The organism is Dyadobacter sp. NIV53, from assembly GCF_019711195.1.
Classification (GTDB): domain Bacteria; phylum Bacteroidota; class Bacteroidia; order Cytophagales; family Spirosomataceae; genus Dyadobacter.
The window spans coordinates 2,530,578-2,551,862 of record NZ_CP081299.1; the positions used below are offsets into that span (position 1 = coordinate 2,530,578).

General features: G+C 40.9%; 11 protein-coding genes. 3 read left to right on the forward strand and 8 right to left on the reverse strand.

Features of this window, described 5'->3' with window-relative positions:
* Positions 1 to 59: 59 nt before the first annotated feature.
* The 4 genes from KZC02_RS10185 to KZC02_RS10200 form a co-directional block, all read right to left on the reverse strand.
* Positions 60 to 2,471 (reverse strand): ABC transporter permease, encoded by a 2,412-nt coding sequence (locus KZC02_RS10185; protein WP_221394007.1) that lies wholly within the window; start codon positions 2,469 to 2,471, stop codon positions 60 to 62.
* Positions 2,472 to 2,545: 74 nt separating this feature from the next.
* Positions 2,546 to 4,963: an ABC transporter permease gene (locus KZC02_RS10190; RefSeq protein WP_221394008.1), complete on the reverse strand. Its 2,418-nt coding sequence runs from the start codon at positions 4,961 to 4,963 to the stop codon at positions 2,546 to 2,548.
* A 98-nt stretch (positions 4,964 to 5,061) separates the two neighbouring features.
* Positions 5,062 to 7,440, reverse strand: coding sequence for an ABC transporter permease (locus KZC02_RS10195; protein ID WP_221394009.1), 2,379 nt, complete (start codon positions 7,438 to 7,440; stop codon positions 5,062 to 5,064).
* Positions 7,441 to 7,565: 125 nt separating this feature from the next.
* A complete protein-coding gene (locus tag KZC02_RS10200; protein ID WP_221394010.1) occupies positions 7,566 to 9,962 on the reverse strand; it encodes an ABC transporter permease in 2,397 nt (798 codons plus the stop codon).
* A 253-nt stretch (positions 9,963 to 10,215) separates the two neighbouring features.
* Between KZC02_RS10200 and KZC02_RS10205 the strand changes: the two genes are divergently transcribed.
* The gene (locus KZC02_RS10205) at positions 10,216 to 10,566 is read left to right on the forward strand and encodes a cupin domain-containing protein (protein WP_221394011.1); all 351 of its coding nucleotides are present in this window, start codon (positions 10,216 to 10,218) and stop codon (positions 10,564 to 10,566) included.
* Between the two features lie 188 nt (positions 10,567 to 10,754).
* Complete coding sequence (locus KZC02_RS10210) at positions 10,755 to 11,936, forward strand: ATP-binding protein (protein WP_221394012.1); 1,182 nt, start codon at positions 10,755 to 10,757, stop codon at positions 11,934 to 11,936.
* Between the two features lie 70 nt (positions 11,937 to 12,006).
* On the opposite strand, the gene KZC02_RS10215 is transcribed toward KZC02_RS10210, so the two are convergent.
* Complete coding sequence (locus KZC02_RS10215) at positions 12,007 to 14,388, reverse strand: ABC transporter permease (RefSeq protein WP_221394013.1); 2,382 nt, start codon at positions 14,386 to 14,388, stop codon at positions 12,007 to 12,009.
* 265 nt (positions 14,389 to 14,653) lie between these two features.
* On the reverse strand, positions 14,654 to 15,151 hold the full coding sequence (locus KZC02_RS10220; protein ID WP_221394014.1) for a GNAT family N-acetyltransferase: 498 nt from the start codon (positions 15,149 to 15,151) through the stop codon (positions 14,654 to 14,656).
* Positions 15,152 to 15,271: 120 nt separating this feature from the next.
* Between KZC02_RS10220 and KZC02_RS10225 the strand changes: the two genes are divergently transcribed.
* On the forward strand, positions 15,272 to 16,051 hold the full coding sequence (locus KZC02_RS10225) for a hypothetical protein (protein WP_221394015.1): 780 nt from the start codon (positions 15,272 to 15,274) through the stop codon (positions 16,049 to 16,051).
* A 192-nt stretch (positions 16,052 to 16,243) separates the two neighbouring features.
* Here the strand turns inward: KZC02_RS10225 and KZC02_RS10230 are convergent, their stop codons facing one another.
* Both KZC02_RS10230 and KZC02_RS10235 read right to left on the reverse strand, forming a co-directional pair.
* Positions 16,244 to 18,613, reverse strand: a complete 2,370-nt coding sequence (locus KZC02_RS10230; RefSeq protein ID WP_221394016.1) for an ABC transporter permease — start codon at positions 18,611 to 18,613, stop codon at positions 16,244 to 16,246.
* A 145-nt stretch (positions 18,614 to 18,758) separates the two neighbouring features.
* Positions 18,759 to 21,227, reverse strand: a complete 2,469-nt coding sequence (locus KZC02_RS10235; RefSeq protein ID WP_221394017.1) for an ABC transporter permease — start codon at positions 21,225 to 21,227, stop codon at positions 18,759 to 18,761.
* Positions 21,228 to 21,285 lie beyond the last annotated feature (58 nt).

Consider the following 21,285-nt stretch of genomic DNA (forward strand, 5'->3'; position numbering starts at 1 on the left):
GAATTAACAAAAAATTGCTTTTTGACTTGGATGGTGAAGGGCGGGGACTAGCCCGGCCCCTACTCGCTTCGCAAACTTTTCACAGGGTTCATTAATGCTGCCCGGATTGCCTGATAACTCACTGTCAGTAATGTAATAAACAACGCTCCGGCTCCTGATGCTGCAAAAATCCACCAGGAAATTTCTGTTCTGTATTGATACTTTTGTAACCAGCCGTTCAGAAAGTACCAGGCTATCGGAATCGAAACCAGACAGGAGACGATTACCAAAAGCACAAAGTCTTTGGAAAGCAGCGCCCACAGATTTGGAATGGAAGCACCCAGTACTTTTCTGATCCCAATCTCTTTGGTCCGCTGTTCTGCGGTGAATGAAGCCAACCCGAACAAGCCAAGGCAACTGATCATGATTGCCAGAACCGCAAACACTGAGGCGAGTTTTACAATGCGTTCTTCCGTTGCAAACTTGGCGGCATATTGCTCATCAGAAAATTTGAAATCAAATGGACTTCCAGGATTCAGCTTCTGAAAAACAGCGCCTACTTTATCCAGCGATCGACGTGCGGAAAATGCCGGATTCAGCTTAATATCAATCACATTTGCCCATCCGTAATCAAGCATATAAACGGTCGGCCTAACAGGCTCAAAAGGTGAATCCATCAGCATATCTTTGATTACACCCACGACAGTGTACGTTTTGTCTCTCCACTTCATGTACTTGCCGATCATATCAGATGGTTTTTTAAAACCCATATATTTTATAGCAGCTTCATTTATGACCATTCCAGCCGAATCGGTAGAGAATTCCCTGGAAAAGTCACGGCCGCCTGCAAATTGCCAGCCAACTGTTTTTCCAAAATCGTGGCTTACACCTATGGTTCCGAAATTCTCCTTAAAATTGGGGTCCTTACCTTCCCATTGAAATCCTGCGTTGTTTGAATTGAGTGCAGTAGGTGGTGTAGAAGATGTGGACATTTCGACTACGGCTCCGGTTTCCAGCAAACTTCGCCTCAGTACGTTATATTGATTGTATAACTCGGGCGTATTGATGTTGACCGTGATCAGGCCGTTCCGGTCGTAACCAATCGGCCTGTCTTTGGCATGTTGTATCTGGCGGTAAACAATGGTAGTTCCTATAATAAGCGTCACTGAAACAGTAAACTGCAAAACAACCAGCACTTTTCGCGGAACAGCTGCAAAACGGCCAACCGAAAATCGTAGCGACGAACCGTTACCCTTTAACACCTTTACCGGTTGAAAAGAAGATAAATAGAGTGCAGGATAACTTCCCGAAATAATTCCGGTGATAAGACAAAACGAAATACCGGCAAGCCAAAAAAGTGGATTTGTCCATAGGAATGACATTTTTTTATCAGCCAGTTCATTGAAAAAAGGCAGCAGAACCAAAACAAGCACTATTGCAAGCACAAATGCTATTGCAACCACCATTAATGATTCGCTTAAAAATTGGTTAATAAGTTGTCTGCGCATGGAGCCAACTGCTTTGCGGATACCAACTTCCTTAGCTCGTTTTTCTGATCGTGCCGTACTCAGGTTCATAAAATTGATCGAAGCCAGAAGCAATACAAATACGCCAATAATGCCGAACAGCCAAACGTACTGGATTCGTCCGTCAAAGTTGCCGGATGAATCCCAACCCGAATACAAATGCCATTTATCCATAGGATGCAGGAATATTTCAGGTTTCAGAAACGCTGCACTTGGTGCATGTTGCAGTTTGATATCTTTGATCTTTTTTGACACTTTACCAAAGTCAGCATTGGGATTGATCTGAGCCAGTATCTGCCACGAGTTATTGTCCCATTCTGCATTTTCCACTGCCCTTTTCACCCATTCCTGTTTGGACACATACAATTCCCAGGGTGCTATAAAAGTCAGATCCCGAAATTCCGTGTTATAAGGTAAGTCTTCATAAACGCCGGTCACTTTGAGGTCCATGGCATTGTCGAGCTTTACTATTTTATTGACAGGATTTTCTTGGCCAAAAAGCACACGTGCAACAGATTCCGACAACATAATGGAGGACGGATCTTTCAAGCCGGCACGGGTTCCTGCCAGCATTTTTAGTGAAAACAGATCGGGCGCTTCGGGACTTAAATAATTGCCTTTTTTGGTAAATTTATTCTCTCCATATGACAAAATATGTTCACTTGTAAAAGACGACATGACCACATATTTAAAGTCATCTGCAAAATTGGTTCGAAGGTGATTCCCAAGCGGAGCAGGCATATATTCACCATGGTACTTCTTACCTTCAAACGTGACCGTCTGCATTACCTTGGCTATACGGCCATAGTTCTGATGGTATTTGTCGTAAGCAAACTCATCATGAATCCACAGGCCTATCAATACTGCAATGGCCATTCCAGCCGCAAGTCCACCAATGTTAATAGCGGAATATGCCTTGTTTTTCACAAGGTTCCGGAAGGCGATTTTGAGATAGTTTTTTAACATGGCCAGCTGTGATTTGAATTAACAAAAAAATGCTTTTTGATTTGGATTGTAAAGGGCGGGGACGAGCCCAGCCCCTACTCGCTTCGTAAACTTTTTACCGGGTTCATTAATGCGGCTTTTATGCTTTGAAAACTGACTGTTAACAGCGCGATCCCAACTGCTAATAAACCAGCCAGGGCAAATATCCACCACTGAATGTGAATCTTGTAAGCAAAGTCTTTCAGCCATTGGTCCATTCCGTACCATGCAATTGGTGTGGCTATGACTATGGCGACGATTATCAATTTTAAGAAATCCTGTGATAGCAAAGCCACAATGCTCATGACCGAAGCGCCCAACACTTTACGAACACCAATTTCCTTGGTTCTTTGAATGGTAGTGAAAGTCGCCAGACCAAACAACCCCAAACAGGCAATCATTACGCCTAGACTTGCGAATATGCCAAACAGTTCTCCAATGCGCTTTTCGGATTCGTACATTTTGTTAAAACGTTCGTCGAGAAATGAATAAGAAAAAGGGATATCGGTTTGCGCTTTCCATTTTTCCCCAAGGGTTTTGAGGAAATCCGGAATGTCACTGGACGTTATTCGCAGGGCAATTTGGTAGCGATCGCCTCCATAATACATGATCAATGGAGCAATATGCTGGTGCATGGATTCGAAGTGAAAGTCTTTTGTAACACCAACTACCGTATACGTACGTTTGCTGCCTTCACTTCCGTTACCAATAGTAGATATTCGTTGCCCGATCGGTTTTTTCCAGCCAAACTGCTTCACTGCTGCTTCGTTTACAAGTACAGCTGCACTGTCAGACGAAAAGGTTTTTGAAAAATTCCTCCCCAACGATAGCGCTATACCCAAAGTGGAAAGATAATTTTCATCGATACTGTATGTTCTCAATCGAAATGGGCTCACTTGATCAGGAATACTTTCAGCTTTGAAACCGTCATTACCACTATTCGAACTGCCTGCCGGCATGTAACCCGCAAAACTTGTCGCATTTACTTGTGACATCTTTTCGATTTCTTCCTTAAAAGCATTTAGCTTGTCTCCAATTATATAGGTGTCGTGCAGAATAATAACTTTGTCTTTATCAAAACCTACTTTTTTATTTTGGATAAACCTGAGTTGCTGAGACACGATAATCGTTGAGATAATCATTCCAATTGAGACCACAAATTGAACCGTAACTAAGGAATTCCTCAACCAACCGCTTTTCATCCCGATTTGCAAACTGCCTTTAAGCATACTGATTGGCTTAAAAGAAGATAGAAAAAAGGCAGGATAACTGCCCGCCGCCAGTCCAATCAGCAGGCAACCCACGATGGTGTACGAGATCATTTTAAAATTGAAGACCGCCCGGATATCAAACTGTTTGCCTGCCAATTCATTGAAGCCCGGCAAAACCAACAACACAATAGCACAAGCCACGGTGAGGGCCAGGAAGGTTAACAATACGGATTCTGCCAAAAACTGACGGATTAATTGCTGTTGTAACGAACCTAGCACTTTACGGACGCCAACTTCTTTTGCGCGGTTGGCCGATCCGGCTGTGGAGAGGTTCATAAAATTGATACAGGCAATCAGCAATATAAAAAGAGCGATTACTGAGAATACATAGACATATTTCACATCACCATTTGATTCCAGTTCATTTTCCAGATTGGAACGTAAATGAATATCGGTAAGAGGCTGAAATTTCAAACCGAACGAATCTCCTTTTCGCAAATATTCCTCCAGGCTTATTCCTAAAAACTCCTGAATCTCAGGGCCAATGTATTTCCTTATTATTTGTTGGTTTTGAGCAGCCAGTTTTTCAACAGGATATCCTTCCCGAAGTAAAATATACGTATGTGCTCCGCTGGACAGCCATTTTTCTCCAAGTTTTTTTGATTTTAGAGATACAAAAAAATCGTAATGAAAATGCGAATTTGAGGGGATATCCCCACAAACACCGGTGATTCGGAACAAGCCGCGCGTTCCCATCTCAAGGCTTTTGCCAACCGGATCAGCGGCTCCGAAATATTTCCGTGCCATGCTTTCCGTAAGTACCAGCGTATTTGGTTCTGTAAGCGCTGTTTTTGGATCACCTTTTAACAATGGTATCGAAAAAATTCTAAGAAAATTTGAATCAGCGAATACCACCCTGTCTTCCTTAAATTTTTCCTGCCCATTCTTTACCACATAGGAACCTTCCTGCGATATCCGGGTGTACGCTTCCACGCCAGGATAGTCGTTCGCTATGGCGGGACCAGCAGGTGCAGGGGCTCCTGCAATATTAATTTCCTTGCCGCCAATTCTTCCATGAAATGTTATGCGGAAGATCCGGCTGGCATTTTTATTGAATTTGTCATAACTCAATTCATGCCGCACAAAAAGCATAATGAGCATACAAGTAGCCAGTCCAACGCCTAAGCCGACAATGTTGATCATCGTAAAGGCTTTTTTTCTCCAGATGTTTCTGACCGCTATTTTTATGTAGTTTTTTAACATAACAAGAATAGGTTAAAAGGTTAAAGGTTAACTGTTAACGATTCGGCTTTTAACCTTTTAGCCGTTAACCGTTAACCGCATCGGCGGCCCGGCCCTTTTCATTCCGTTTTCAAAGTTTTTACCGGGTCAAGAAGTGCAGCTTTTATTGCCTGATATCCTACTGTAATTAATGTAAGCAGTGTAATTGCAATCCCTGAAATAATAAATACGCTTAATCCGACATCGACCCGGAATGCAAATTCGTGTAGCCACTGGTCCATAGCCCAGCCTATCAATGGAAAGGCAATGACCATGGCGATTAATACCAGCTTGAGAAAATCTGTGGATAACAATACTGCAATATTTCCAATTGTTGCTCCCACGACTTTACGGATACCAATTTCCTTTCTTCTTCTCTGGGCCGTAAATGCAGCCAACCCAAATAGTCCGAGGCATGAGATAAGTATGGCAAGGCCGGCAAAGTATCCTGACAAAACACTGATCCGGCGTTCGGATGCATAGAGTGCTTTATAATTCTCGTCTAAAAACTGATATTCAAAAACGTTTCCTTTATTATAGGCCTGAAACGTTTTTTCAATTTGCGGAATAGCCTGACTTTCAGCCCCTTTTTGAAGTTTGACCATAATATTGGGCATGACCGGATATACCTGGAAGAAGCAGGGCTTCACTTGTTCATAGAGTGATTCAAAATTAAAATCCTTTACAACGCCCACAATCTGCCGCTGTTGGTCCCAGAATTTCACTGTTTTCCCGATCGGATCTTTCAGTCCCATTTTTTTTATGGCCGATTCATTAAATACGATCTCATTTCCGGCATTTGCATTATTAGAAAAACCGCGGCCTTCTTTAAATGTCATTCCGACTGTCTCAATAAAATTGTAACCTACTTCCAGATTGGCGAAATCTATATCTCTTCCGGGTGGTTTTCCGGGCCATTCAAATCCGGAAATAGAACCGTGCTCACCGGTAAGATTGTGATAATAGCTGGATGCATTTACTACGCCTGGCAAGTTTTTCACTTCATTCAGAAATGCTTCAGAAGATTTTAAACTAACTGAATCCATTTGCATAGGAATCTCGAAATGAATAATATTCTCGCGATTATAACCCAGGTTTTTTGACTGGATGTACCTGATTTGTTTGTACACCACCAGAACAGAAACTATGAATGTCACAGAAACTGCAAATTGAAATACTACCAATCCTTTTCTGACAAAAATCTCACTGACAGACGTTTTAAGCGAACCTTTCAATGCAGATATAGTATTAAACCCAGAAAGATAAAAGGCCGGATAACTGCCTGCTATAAGTCCGGTTACAAAGGTGATCGCCAAAACTGATACGGTCGCTTTGATATCAAGTGCCAGACTGATATGTTTTCCAGTAATGTTATTAAATTGTGGAAGCAGGATAAGTAACAATAATATGGCAAAGACTAGTGACAAAAACGCCATCATCACCGACTCGCTCAGATACTGGATTGCAAGCGACCGGCGATATGCTCCGATCGCTTTTTTAATACCCACTTCCTTCATCCTGCCCGATGCTTTGGCAGTGGACAAATTCATGAAATTGATACACGCAATCACTAGGATAAACAATGCAATAATTGAGAATAGCCTCACATAAGTAATTCTTCCGCCTGCCTGTACACCATTCTCAAACTGGCCATGAAGGTATTTATCAGAATAACGGATAGCGAATAACTGTGCATCCAGATCTTTATTTCTGGAGTGCAGATAATTGCGGATTTTGGCATTAAAACGATCGGTTTCGGTGCCTTTTTTCAGAATTAAAAATGTACTTGGATCGCTGTTTCCCCAAGCCTTCATACTTGGCCTTTTTTCAACAAAAAGATCAAAATTGAACAGCAGATCAAATTGCTCGACAGCATTTGCCGGATTTTTTTCAAACACCAGTCCTATATTGTAAGTCCCGGTAAATTCTCCGTGATCCCATTTTACCGTTTGCCCGATAACATTGTTCGTGCTGTGAAATAGTTTCAGGGCCAGGTCCTGTGAAATACCAATAGTTTGGTTATCCCGAAACAGCGTTTTTGTATCACCTTTAATAACGGGGCAGGTGAAAACATTAAAGTAATCACTTCCGATAAACTGGCCATCTGCTTTTAAATGAGTTTCATCAAATGAAACAGTTCCTTTGTTACCAAACCAGGATGCGGGCACCACCGTTACGGCATGTTCAACTTCGGGCATTTCGGCAGCCAGGGCATTAGCCAAAAGTCCCGCAGTGTGGTTAATCGTTTTGATCCCGTTTTCACTTTTATGATTGGCCATCACCTGAAAAAGCTGATCGTCTTTTCTATTATATTTATCTACATGCAGTTCATCCTTCACCCAAAGATAAATGAGTAAAGTACAGGCCAGCCCCGTAGATAAACCAACCAGGTTGAGCAATGTAAATTGGCGCTCTTTAAGAAGATTCCGCCAGGCGATTTTGAAATAGTTACGAAACATAAGAAAAGGGTTAAGGGTGAACAGGTTAAATGGTCAGCGGGTTAATGGTTAAAAGATAACATTAAACCATCAGGCAGTTAAATGGTGTGCATTTCCCTTTAACCGTTAACCTTTTAACCCCATTCTTACTCACTGCGCAAGCTTTTCACCGGATTCATCAATGCTGCTTTGATGGCCTGGAAACTCACGGTCAGGATTGTGACGAATAAGGCACCAAGCCCCGACAGAATAAAGATCCACCACGAAATGTCAGTCCGGTAATCGTATTTCTGCAACCAGCCATTCATAAAATACCAGGAAACGGGTGCGGCAATGAAACATGAAACAATTACCAGCACTACAAATTCCTGCGAAAGCATTCCCCATAAACTGGCAATGGACGCGCCTAACACTTTGCGGATACCAATTTCTTTTGTCCTTTGCTCAGCCACAAATGAGGCCATTCCGAATAATCCCAAACAGCTGATAAAAATAGCCAGAACCGCAAAAAAGGAAGTCAGCTTACCAATCCGTTCTTCTTCACCAAATTTCCTTGCATACTGCTCATCGGTAAACTTGTACTCAAACGGTGCCGAAGGATTGAATTTTTTGAAGACCGATTCAATCCTGCCTAATGCTTCTGCTGAACCTGACTGCGGATTTATTTTAATGTTAAAAACATTCGCCCAGTTATAATCCAGGAAGAAAACAGTACGGAAAGTTGGTTTATAAGGCGATTCCATGATCATATCCTTAATGACCCCGATCACTTTGTAAGGTTTCCCGTCGGCTTTAATAGTTGCTCCAACCGGGTTTTTCAGGCCCATAAATTTCGCAGCCGTTTCATTCAGGACCACACCGGAAGAGTCCGTTGAAAAAGATCTTGAAAAATCACGGCCTTCCTTAAATTGCCAGCCTACCGTTTTACCAAAATCATGTGAAACAGCCATTGTTGCAAAGTTTCCCTGAATACCCGGATCTTTTCCGTCCCATTCATAACCGTTGTTAATGGCAGCTATATAAGTTGTAGGATTAGACGATTGTGACATTTCTGTTACAGCCCCGGTTTTCAATAATTCATTTCGGATGGCTTCGTAATGCCCGTGAATATCTGGCGTGTTCATGCTTACAACAAGCAAGTTATCCCGGTTGTATCCGATCGGGCGATTTTTGGCAAACTGTATCTGGCGAAAAACTATGATCGTACCAATAATCAGAATAATGGAAATCGTAAACTGGACTACCACCATGACCTTACGTGGAGCAGCTGCAAAAGCTCCCAGTTTAATTCGGGCCAGACCAGCACCTTTTAATACTTTAATGGGTTGAAAAGATGACAGATAAAGAGCAGGATAACTTCCCGCGATAATTCCGGTCAGCATGGTAAAACCAAGACCGGCAGCCCAGAATAAAGGCGATTGCCAGGGAAATGATATTTTTTTGTCAGCTACTTCATTAAAAACCGGAAGAGCCATAAAAACTAAAAATAAAGACAAAATAAAAGCAAGGCCTGTTACCAGCAAAGATTCACTGAAAAACTGCAAAACCAGCTGGCTGCGTAACGATCCGATGGCTTTGCGGACACCAACTTCTTTAGCACGTTTTTCACTTCGCGCCGTACTTAAATTCATAAAGTTGATACAGGCGAGCAATAATACGAAAACACCGATAATACCAAAAAGCCACACAAATTCAATATTTCCACCGGCAACCTTCCCGTTTTTAAATTCAGAATACAATTGCCATTTACTCATGGGCTGGAGAAAAATTTCCGGTTTGAATTCCGCATCCGCCCTGCTGACTTTATTTAATTTAACGTTTTTTATTTTAGCCGAAACCTTGTCCATATCCGCATGATCGGCTATCTGGGCAAAAGTCAGGAACATATTAGCGCGCCACGGATCGGTTTTTTTCTCCGGCCAGTTTTCATTATTAATATACAGATCCCAGGGGGCTATAAAAGATAAATTTTTAAAAGCCGAGTTAAAGGGCAGATCAGCATACACACCGGTTACCTTTAAATCAAACTTATTGTTGATTTTCATCAGTTTATCAATCGGGTCGGTATTTCCGAAAAGGTCTTTGGCAACTGATTCCGAAAGCATAATGGAATTCATTTCTTTCAGTCCGGAACGCGTACCTTTTATCATGTGCAAGGATAACATGTCGGTAACTCCCGGCTCAAAATAGCTGCCGTTTTTTGATATTTTCTTGTCCCCAAAGCTAAGAATATGACCATATGCCTCAGACGACATCAATACGTGTTTAAAGTCGCTTCCGAATTTATCACGAAGCTCCTGTCCCATCAGATAGGGTACGGAAGCCTGTGTTCCGATTACATTATTGAAAGTCTGATTTTGCCTGATAATGGCAATCCGGTCGTAATTCTCAAAAGATTTATTGAAGGAAAGTTCATCATATATCCAAAGCCCGATAAGCGTAGCAACACCCAAACCCGCAGCCAGCCCGGCAATATTGATAAAAGAATAAACCTTGTTTTTAACAAGATTTCTCCAGGCAATTTTAAAATAGTTACTAATCATATCATGGCTGAAAAAAATGTGTTTCCCGGTTTTGCTGTTCAAATAGCAAGCCACGAAAAATAAAACAATCAAGTATTTAATAATGAGTTAATTACAATAAAAATACCGAACAAACAGTGTTCGCTATCGGACACTGTTTGTTCGGTATAGAACGGAGAGAACAGGTTTTAAAACTTTCACCAAATGTTCCTGGGAAGGGTTTCGTATTTTTGAAAAAAATATTCCAATCTCAGTTTTAATATCAAAATAGACTATGCCTTTTATAAATTATAATACCAAGAAAATAGTACAGATCTGGGATGGCATTTCGGGTACCATTGCACATTCCGAACAGGGAACTTACTGCCGGTTCACGATAGAAAACGGCACTATTTTACCCGAACACAGCCATGTACACGAGCAATGGTGCCATGTACTGGAAGGGGAACTGGAATTTAATATCAATGGAGAAAAGCAATTACTCACGTCAGGTATGTCGGCCTTTATTCCATCCTGGGCACCACATTCTGCCAAAGCATTTACGGAATGCAAGGTTATGGATTGTTTTACGCCGGTTAGGGAAGACTTTGTTGAGTTGGAGAGGAAGCAGGTGGAATTGGAATGAGAATTCTTTTTATAGTCAATTTACCCAAGCACATACGAGTTTATGCTTAAATCCAAACTTACGAAGGAAGTTGTGTAAAAGATGAAAAATAATTAAACATGGACCTGAAATGAAAAAAATTATACTTTATAATTAAACAGACAAATTTAAAATTAAATTTTAAATTTGTCTGTTTAATTATAATAACGATGATAGAACGGTCAATTGAAAAAGAGATCATTGAAGCACTTTCGTATTTGCCATCTGTTGCAATTCTTGGGCCTCGTCAGGTTGGAAAAACAACGCTTGTGAAGCAGATTATGACAAAAATCAACAGACCAAGTATTTATCTTGATCTGGAATATTTTGCAGACAGAGATAAACTTCGAGAACCTGACTTATATTTCCAGGAACATGAAGATAAACTTGTGATTCTGGACGAAATACAAAGAGTTCCCGACCTCTTTCCATTATTGCGTTCTATGATTGATAAGAAAAGAACGCCTGGAAGATTTATTCTGTTAGGTTCAGCTTCACCTGAATTGATCAAAGCCAGTTCGGAAACGTTAGCTGGTAGAATATTGTATTTTGAGTTACAGCCTTTACATTATCGTGAAATTTCTCCAAATCATATAACCTATCAGCAGCATTGGATTCGGGGAGGGTTTCCAGATGCATTACTGGCTCCTACGGAGCGAATGTCAGAACTTTGGATGCGTGGTTTTTTGCAAACTTATATTGAAAGAGATTTGGTCAATCTCGGTATGACTGCTTCACCCGAAATGATGCGAAATCTGTTGAGGATGCTAACTAATGTACATGGCGGTTTATTAAATTATTCCGATTTGGCTAATTCGCTGGACATTACGATGCCCACATTAAAAAATCATATTAACTTTCTGGAACGGGCTTTTTTAGTTAGGAGACTTGAACCCTATTTTGTTAACATCAGTAAACGGCTGATTAAATCACCGAAAATATTTATCCGTGATTCAGGATTATTTCATTTTCTAATCGGAATTACTGATTTGGAAGGATTATCGGGGAACATTTCGTTGCGAAATTCGTGGGAAGGATATGTCATTCAACAGATAATTGCCAGTCTTGAACATAACGTTGAATCATACTTTTACCGTACCAAAGATCAGGCTGAAATGGATTTGGTATTGGTTAAAAATGGTGAAGTAAAAGTAGCCATTGAAATAAAATATTCAAATAGTCCCGGTTTCAACAGAGGAAATACCGTATCTGTTGAAGATCTGGGAGCCAAAATTAATCTCATAGTCACGCCGCAAGCAGAGGATTACTGGATAAAATCAAATGTCAGGGTTTGTAATATCAATTCTGTCTGGAAGTATTTGAACGACCAGGGAGTTATAAGAATAGATTAAAGTCAAATATCTTTAATCTTCTTATAACCCAATCCAATGTCTATTATATTAAATACTACAACTGTGGCCTCTATTCACTCCTCAAACTCTTCACCGGGTTCATCAATGCTGCACGTATACTTTGAAAACTCACTGTGGCAAAGGCTATAAAAGTCGATAGTACAGCAGCGGCAAGAAATATCCACCAATGAATTTCTGTCCGGTAAGCAAAGTTTTGCAGCCACTGATACATGCCGTAATAAGCGATTGGTGATGCAATGACAAATGATATTAAAACCAGTTTCAGAAAATCTTTGGATAAAAGTCTGACAATACTTCCAATGGAGGCGCCCATGACTTTCCGTACGCCTATTTCTTTTGTGCGTTGCATGGTACTGTAAGATGCCAGCCCCAGTAATCCCAGACAGGAAATGAAAATAGCCAGGATTGCGAAGTTGAAAAATAGCTTTTCAAACCGTTCTTCGCTGCGGTATTGGCGGTCAAAAAATTCATCCATAAAATAGTAACTGAAAGGACGGTCCGGCATGGCTGATTTCCATTTACTTTCAACGGCTGCGATGGTTTCTTTGATATTTCCGCCATCGATTTTAACTGAGACCAGATCACTTCCTCCCGGTTCAATGCGCATGGTAAGTGGTTTTATTTTTTCCTGCAAAGCACGGAAATGAAAATCTTTGATCACACCAACAATTTTTCCTTCACGTCCCCACTGTTTAAATCGCCGTCCAATCGCCTGTTCCGGAGAACTGTAACCAAAAAGCTTGACAGCCGCTTCATTAATAACCATAGCCTGGGTAGTATCGGTACCAAATTCCCGGGAAAACGCCCGACCGGCCACTATTTTAAGTTTGAACTGAGGAATATAATCAAAGTCAACGAAATACAGATCCAGATTGGCTATCTGCAAATCGCCACTTTTATTTTCTATTTCTGAATAAGCGCTTGGGTTGCCACTACCAGGAACACTGGATGATGCCGCCGTTGATTTTACTCCACTTAACCCTGCCAATGATTCTTTGAACGCATTACGCTTGGGATCACCTTCCGAATTAACGATCATCATCTGATCCTTGCTAAAACCCAGATTCCGGTTTCGCATAAAATTCATTTGTGTAAAAACAACAATGGTAGCAATGATTAACGCAATAGAAATACCAAACTGCAAGGTTACCAATCCTTTACGTAATAAAATTCCTTTTACACTCGTAGTAAACCGGCCTTTCAAAACCACCACGGGTTCAAATGAAGATAGTACCAGCGCCGGATAAAAACCAGCCAGAACGCCGATAATGATCGCTGCAACGAACATGCCTCCTACAAATGGCAGATTGCTAAAAATTCCGGTGCTGATGATTTTTCCCGACAAATTATTGAATAAGGGAATTAAAACAGCCGAAAGTACAATGGTAAAAACGAACGCAATAAGACACAACAAGATGGATTCACTGATAAATTGTCGGGCCAGGAGTGCTTTGGGTGCACCTACTACTTTGCGGATACCAACTTCCTTCGCTCTTTCAACGGAACGGGCGGTGGTCAGGTTGACAAAATTGATACAGGCGATAAGCAGGATAAAAATAGCAACAACGGAGAATACATATACGTTATTCATGCTTCCGCTATCATCCGAACCTCTTGTGGACAGCAAGTGAACGTCTCTTAACGGTTCAAGAAACAGCATGTAATGCATGTTCAATTCGCTCATTAACTTGCCAGCACGATTTTTCAAGAATGCAGGAAATTTCTTTTCGAGAGCACTTCCGGTGGTTCCGGGCTTTAAAAGAAGATAAGTTGTGGCACCGAAATTCCCCCATTGGTCATCAATTCCTTTGTTAAATCTTTGGGTAAGCGTTGACATGGAAATGAACATATCACCCTTAAACTGTGCATTTTCAGGTATATCTTTCATGACGCCCGTCACAATTGCAGGCAAACCTTCACCTGATAAAAGTAACGTCTGACCAATTGGATCTGTGTCACCAAAATATTTTTTTGCTGCCGTTTCTGTAAATACAAGGCTTAGCTGATCTTTTAACGCAGTTTTAGGATTACCCTTTATCAGCTTAAAATCAAAAACGCTGAACAAGGTTGAATCTGCAAATACTGATTTTTCTTCCTGAAATTTAAGATCGCCCTTTCTCACCAAAAAACTGCCTCCATTTATGCGGACGAATGCTTCTACTTCGGGAAAATCAGTTTTAATATTTGGAGCAAATGCCCAGGAAGTCGAGCCTGTATTCATAGTTTCAGATGGTGTTTTAATATCTGTTACCAATCTGTAAATCCGGTCTGCTTTGGTATTAAACGCGTCGTAGCTCAATTCGAAATTGACATATAAAAATATCAGGAAACAGGCCGACATTCCGACCGTCAGCCCCATGATGTTGATAAATGAAAAAACCTTGTGTTTCCAAAGGTTACGAAATGCAATTTTAAGATAGTTTTTTAACATGGCTGTTTTTAAGGCTGTCAGCAATTGGCTTTCGGCTTTCGTTATATTATGAATATGGCTTCGCCCCAAACAACAAAACTTATGCCTGCTGTTTATATGTTTGCTTTTCAAACAATTGACTATTAGTTACCTTGAAAAAGTGTTCATTTACGAACAGCAAAACACGTTGACGGACACTCAAAAATTCAGTTGATAAGTACATTAAATCCCCGCAATATTAAAACCAGGCTTTAATATTGCGGGGATTCTAATAAGCTGTTTGAGGTTACAGCTTCAATATATAATCCATCCTGGCAAAGTTCTTGTCGTTGATTACCTCTCGGTAAAATACAAAATCCTGCTTTGTAAGTACGTGGATAGAAGGATGATTTCCAGGATCTACTACGCCAATCAGTTCACTGATATTGCCCAGTTCTTTTGCGTATACAATCAATCGTTTTGTTATTTCTGAAGCATAACCTTTATTCCAGAATTCCGGAAGCAACGCATAACCGATTTCGGTCATACCATTTTCAAAAGGAACAATTTTCGCCAATCCAATGAATGCACCCGTTGCCTTTTCTGTCACCGCCAAAAAACCCATATCTTCCCGGTTTTGATCTGCATCCAGCGCTACCTGAAATCTAATTTGTGCTTCATTAACAGTTAGCCCTTTTCCGGTAATATGCTTCATCACCTCTTCCTGAGAAACCAGCCTCGTATAGTCAGGGAAGTGGCTGTTATCAAATTTGTTATAAATTAATCGGTCTGACTCGAGATACATGCTGCAAAGTTTAAAATGGTAATATAAATCATTTCGAAATAAAAAGGGAAAAATCCTGTCTGATCTTCCAACCATTTAAATTTTAGAAGTGTCTAATTTGGGAAACTAATCCCTATCGCCATGCTCAAAAAATTACGTTTTCTACTTTTTGCTCCCTTATGGCTGGCCTGCCAACCCGGCGATCCGGCTACCGAATTCAGTTCTGAGCCTGATCTTATTGCTTACAATGATGATGCTCCGCTTCTAAAAAAGACGTATTGCTATGATGGGAATTGCACCGAAATTTCTGGTGAAGAAAATTACATTTATAATGCCGCAGGTAAACTGACCAAAATGGAGCTTAAATCACGAACGGTTTCCGGAAAGCTGGAATTACAATCCTATACTGACCATTTATACAATAATAACGGAGTGCTGATAAGAAAAATAATGTACAGCAAAAATAGCCCTGCGTCTGATTGGCTTCCAGGCAATGAATCTGAATATGAGTATATAAATGGTGTTGTAAGTCTGGAAAAGACATACCTGTACGTGTACAATTCAGGGCAAAAAGTACTTACAGGACAAATAAAGTATGAGTTCAAAAATGGCAAAAAACTCGGACAAAGCTGGACTGACGGACAGAACAATCTATTATATCGTGTTGAATATGCCTATAAAAATGATGTGCTGAGTCTCGAAACCTGGTATGACGGCAAGGACAAGGTAAACCGCATTTTCGAACATAAATTTGCTGGTAACCGCCGGCAAATTGGTGAGTATCTGATCAATACAAAGGAGCAGCTTGCATTAATAGAAAAAACTTATGATGAGAAAGGCAGATTATCTACTCAAATAACCAAAGTGAGCAATCCTTTGCTTTGCTCGCTGGCTCCGGGACTAATACGATATAGTTATTGAAAAGGGTTAAAAGGTGAAAGGTTAATGGGTTAATGGGTTAAAAGGTTAATGGGTTAAATGGTTACTGGTCAACGGCGAGTTAACACCGTCAGGTCAGGAAGCAATCTTTCACCTTTTAACCTTTTAACCTTTCACCTTTTAATCTTTCACCTTTTAACCTTTCACCTTCCCGTGGCGGCCCGGCCTTTTCTCTCACTCATTCTTCAAACTCTTTACCGGATCCATCAACGCAGCCCTAACGCTCTGAAAGCTAATCGTTACCAAAGCAATGCCAACAGCAAGCAGCGCTGATATAGCATAAATCCAAATCGGAATCTCAATTCTGTATGGAAAATCCTGCAACCATTTGTCCATGAAATAATAGGCAACCGGAATAGCCAGCACGATTGATACCAAAACCAATTTGATAAAATCCCTGGAAAGCAATCCAACGATGCCCGCTATTGAAGCACCCAGAACTTTACGAATTCCGATTTCCCGTGTTCTGGTTTCGGCCGTGAACGTAACCAGTCCGAACAAACCCATGCAGGCAATGAAAATGGCAAATGCAGTAAATACCGAAAACATTTTTGACATTCTGATTTCAGTCTTGAAAGTTTCATTGAAAGCATCGTCCAGAAAATAATATTCAAAGGGCTTTTCCTGGTCATATTTCTTAAAAATCTGGCCGATCGCAGCAACCTTTTCTTTAATGTCCGTTCTCGGATCAAGCCTCACATATAGGATTGCGTTTGACGAGGATTTCAAAATATTGGTTGTATCGCCAACTACAAAAAGACCAACTCCCTTAATTTCACTCTGTAAAGATGAAAAATGGAAGTCTTTCAAAATTCCAGCCACCTCGCTATCAAGCACTTTTTGTCCAACAGGATTTCCAGTCATACCCAGCTCTTTAATCGCTGCCTGATTCAATAAAACATGATTTCTATTGCGCCAGGAATTTTCATTCGGTTTGGTTTGCCAGTTTAATCCAAGTGTCTTAATAAAATTATTATCCACAGAAAAGCCAGCAAGTGCAACATCTTTTTTAGTAGTAAAATTTTTAATAAAAAACATATTGTATCCCTTGAAAAACCCGGCATTGGTTATCGAAACGTTACTCACACCAACCTGATCCCGTATTTCATTACGAAGCGGAAAATAATTATTGGCCACGGATGATGTCAACGGAATACTTAAAACCTGTTCTTTGTAAAGCCCCAGGTTCTTGTTTTGCATATATTGAAGCTGATCCTTCACAACCAAGCTACACACAATGAGCGCAATAGAAACGGTAAATTGCAAAACCATGAAAAACTTCCGTACTCCGGCACTGCTTTGTCCGCCTGTTAATTTCCCCTTCAAAACTTCCAGCGGCGCAAACCCCGACAATACAAGTGCCGGATAACTTCCTGCTATGAATGCGCTCAAAAGAAGCAACCCCGCAACCAGACCAACAAATGATGGTGAAAATAAAAATGAAGAATCAATCCGAAGATTCAGCAGATCGTAGAATGGCTGTCGAAGCACTTGAACCAGCACAAATGACAATGCAAAGGCGACCGAACACAATAGGACCGATTCGACGTAAAACTGTTTTACCAATCCGCTTCTTCCTGCACCGACTACCTTTCGAACACCAACTTCTTTTGCACGCAAAGTTGCTCGCGCAGTAGTAAGGCTCATATAGTTGAATAGCGCAAGAAAAAGGATTACAATCGCGACAACAGCAAAAATGTAAATCAAGCCAGTATTACCAGAACTGGAAAAATTATTACCTAGATGTATCGTCGCAAAACTTTCCAGTTTGTAACTGGCCTGTGTATCAAATCCTTCACCGCGCCCACCCTCTCTTTTTATATTTTTTTCAACATTCGCTACCGATCTCTCAGAATCAAGCAAAAGGTACGTATTGAATGCACCTGCGCCTTCCCAGATATTTTTGTTTTCGGCACTTAACTGAGGGAAAGTGATTGCCGAAACTATAAAATCATAATTGAAAGTAGAATTCGAAGGCGGATTTTCAGCAACGCCGGTTATTTGCATCAGGTGTTTGCCATCTAACATCAATACCTTTCCAATTGGATCGGCGTCGCCAAAATATTTTTTAGACATCCGCTCCGAAATCACCATCGCAAACGGCTTTTCCAACATCGTTTTCGGATCTCCTTCTTTTACCTTGAAGGTGAAAATATTGAAAAACGAAGGATCGGCGAACATGAAATTTTGCTCGTAAAATATCTGTTCTGGTTTGTCAGGATTTTTCATCACTACTTTTTCAAAAGCAGTTTTTACTCTCACAAAATCTTTGACCTGTGGATTGTACCGTTTTAAAGCGGGCCCAAGCTTCGCGTTAAACGCGTTGAACTGCATGTCCTGGTCGCCAAATTTCATCTTACCTAAAATCCGATAAATCCGTTTATGATTTTCATGGAATTTGTCATAACTAAACTCATGCATGACAAACATCAGGATCAATACCGAAACTGACATTCCCATGGCTAAGCCGGTAATGTTAATAAAGGAATAGGTTTTGTTCTTTACCAGGTTCCTTAGCGCGATTTTTAGATAGTTTTTTAGCATGATGAAAAATATAAAGGGTTAAAAGGTTAAACGGGGAAAGGTTAAACGGTTAAATGATCAACGGGTCAGAACTACAAGTCAATCGGTGCTATTGAGGTAACCCGTCATAGCTGTTAACCTTTTGACCTTTTAACCTAATCTTCCTTCACTCACTTCGCAAGCTCTTCACCGGGTTCATTAGCGCCGTTTTTAAGCTTTGCAGGCAAATAGTAATCAATGTTATTGTTAGTAAAATCACAGGCGGAACGATGAAAATGGCCCACCCTAAGCTGATGTGAAACGCGTAGCTGTTAAGCCAGTCTTTTGCTGAAAAGTATATGATCGGAATTGCAATAATGGCAGCGAAACCAACCAGCTTTATAAAATCTTTTGAAACCAAAACCAAAAGGCCGCCGACGGATGCGCCAAGTACTTTTCGGACACCGATTTCTTTTGTTCTTAACTTGATTACGAAGCTGGATAACCCGAGAAGTCCCATTGATGCGACCAAAATTGCCAGTATTGCAAAAAGTCCGAAAACGTTTCCAAGACGGTTATCTGCCTGATATTGCTGATTAAAATATTCGTCAAGGAAGAAATATTCGAAAGGATTTCCCGGAAACGCTTTCTTGTAGGATTCTCCTATATCAGTTATACTTTTTGACGCATTTGAAACATTAATATTCACCGAAATATACTTCCAGTCGCTGTATGACGGGTAATAGCAAAGGATTGGATCGAATTTTTCTTTCAGGGAACGCTGATGAAAATTCTTCATGACGCCGATGATTTTACAGGGTAAATCTTCCTGACCAAGCCGGAACAGCACGTCCTGATTGATCGCTTCGTCGGCTGATTTGTAACCCAGCGATTCAATAACTTCCTCATTAACAATGATCTTGTTATTGCTTTTCAGGTTAAGGCTCGAAGAATCGGTGGCAGTAAAGTTCTTCCCGGCAATAAGCTCAATTTTATAAGCAGGAATAAAATTCTCGTCAATCTCCATCAGATAACTCGTGAAATTGTGCGACTGATCCTGATTGGCCCGCCTCACGCTATTGCGGTAGCGAATCATACTTCCCGGAATGTCAGACGTTGTTGTAGCACCGCTCACAGATGGAGTCTGCTTCAATTCAGATTTGAAGAAATTGTATTTACCACCGATCGTAGAATCCACAATAGCTGGCGATTTTACAATGAGTACCTGGTCCTTTTTGTATCCCAAATTCCCATTTCGCATGTAGTTGAACTGCCTGAAAACGATGAGCGTTGCGGAAATGAGAATGATCGAAAGTACAAATTGGAAAGAAACCAAAACGCGTCTTAGCGAAATGCCTTTGTTTGATTTGATCATCAAACCTTTGAGAACGGCGGCGGGCATAAATGACGACAGGACAAATGCCGGATAGGCGCCAACCAGCAAGGCCCCGAAAACAAAAATACCAAGGACACTCATCCAAAACACAGGCAAACTTCCCAAACCGGTGGAGAAAAATCCGGCACTTATATTCTTGCCAATGAAGTCATTGAAGAAAGGAATGAATGAAACGATAATGATCAGTGCCAGCAACAATGCAAGCACGTTGACGATAAAAGATTCAAGCAAAAACTGAACTACCAGTTGTTGTTTTTCAGCACCAACGACTTTCCTAAGACCAACTTCCTTGGCGCGTTCCATGGATTTGGCGGTTGATAAATTGATGTAATTAATCCAGGCGATGAACAGAATAAACGCGCCGATGATGGCCAGAAAGTAAATTTCCTTTTCACTTCCGTTTGCTTCTGCTTCTTTCAGAAGATTAGAATTAAGGTGAATGTCAGTAATAGGTTGTAATTCAAATGTGTTCCCAAAGCTCAACTCTTTCATTTTTGCACCCAGATATTTCTGAATAAAAGCAGGAAATTTTGCTTCGAGTTTCTTAACATCCGTTCCAGGCGCGAGCACGACGTAGTTGTAAAACTCCGGCCAGGTCCAGACATCCTTACCCCAGTTTGGCCCAACCGTTTCGAAAGAAATGAGCATGTCGAATTTGATATGCGAATTTTCCGGAACGTCCTGAAATACAGCAGTCACTTTCATCGGCATACGCCCGTTCATTTTAAGAACCTGTCCAACCGGATTTTTTGTGCCAAAATATTTTTTCGCTTCGGACGCTGAAATGGCAATCGTATTGGCTTCCGTCAGACATGTCTTTCTGTCGCCAAAAACGAGAGGATATGAAAACACATTGAAAAATGAGGCATCAGCAAGAAATATCTTACTCTCGTTGAACGTCTTTGGTTCTGCATTCAAAGCTTCATAAGACATCGTCGAAGCGTTCATAAAGAGCGAAACACTCACGACTCGAACGTAGTCGAGCACTTCCGGAAAGTCAGCCTTCATGGCCGGACCAACAGCCGGATGATTCGCAGCAGTAGTCGGAACATTGGCCATACTTCCCGAATAAGAAATAGGAATTCGGTAAATGTTGCCAGCATTTTTATTAAACCGGTCGTAACTCGATTCGAAATAAACATACTGAAAAATGAAGAAACAGGCAGCGATACCAATTGCCAGTCCAAAAATGTTAATCGCCGAGAAAGTCTTGTTTCTCCAAAGGTTCCGGCGGGCGATTTTTGCGTAATTGCGTAGCATAAAGGGTTAAAAGGTTAACGGTTAAAGGGTTAAGGGACAGCGTCGGTTTAAAGATTCG

Excerpts from the sequence above, each read along its gene's own strand:
- KZC02_RS10200 (WP_221394010.1), bottom strand. The coding sequence starts at position 9,962 with ATGATTAGTAACTATTTTAAAATTGCCTGGAGAAATCTTGTTAAAAAC.
- KZC02_RS10220 (WP_221394014.1), bottom strand. The coding sequence starts at position 15,151 with ATGTATCTCGAGTCAGACCGATTAATTTATAACAAATTTGATAACAGC.
- KZC02_RS10215 (WP_221394013.1), bottom strand. The coding sequence starts at position 14,388 with ATGTTAAAAAACTATCTTAAAATTGCATTTCGTAACCTTTGGAAACAC.
- KZC02_RS10185 (WP_221394007.1), bottom strand. The coding sequence starts at position 2,471 with ATGTTAAAAAACTATCTCAAAATCGCCTTCCGGAACCTTGTGAAAAAC.
- KZC02_RS10225 (WP_221394015.1), top strand. The coding sequence starts at position 15,272 with ATGCTCAAAAAATTACGTTTTCTACTTTTTGCTCCCTTATGGCTGGCC.
- KZC02_RS10235 (WP_221394017.1), bottom strand. The coding sequence starts at position 21,227 with ATGCTACGCAATTACGCAAAAATCGCCCGCCGGAACCTTTGGAGAAAC.
- KZC02_RS10230 (WP_221394016.1), bottom strand. The coding sequence starts at position 18,613 with ATGCTAAAAAACTATCTAAAAATCGCGCTAAGGAACCTGGTAAAGAAC.
- KZC02_RS10210 (WP_221394012.1), top strand. The coding sequence starts at position 10,755 with ATGATAGAACGGTCAATTGAAAAAGAGATCATTGAAGCACTTTCGTAT.
- KZC02_RS10195 (WP_221394009.1), bottom strand. The coding sequence starts at position 7,440 with ATGTTTCGTAACTATTTCAAAATCGCCTGGCGGAATCTTCTTAAAGAG.
- KZC02_RS10205 (WP_221394011.1), top strand. The coding sequence starts at position 10,216 with ATGCCTTTTATAAATTATAATACCAAGAAAATAGTACAGATCTGGGAT.
- KZC02_RS10190 (WP_221394008.1), bottom strand. The coding sequence starts at position 4,963 with ATGTTAAAAAACTACATAAAAATAGCGGTCAGAAACATCTGGAGAAAA.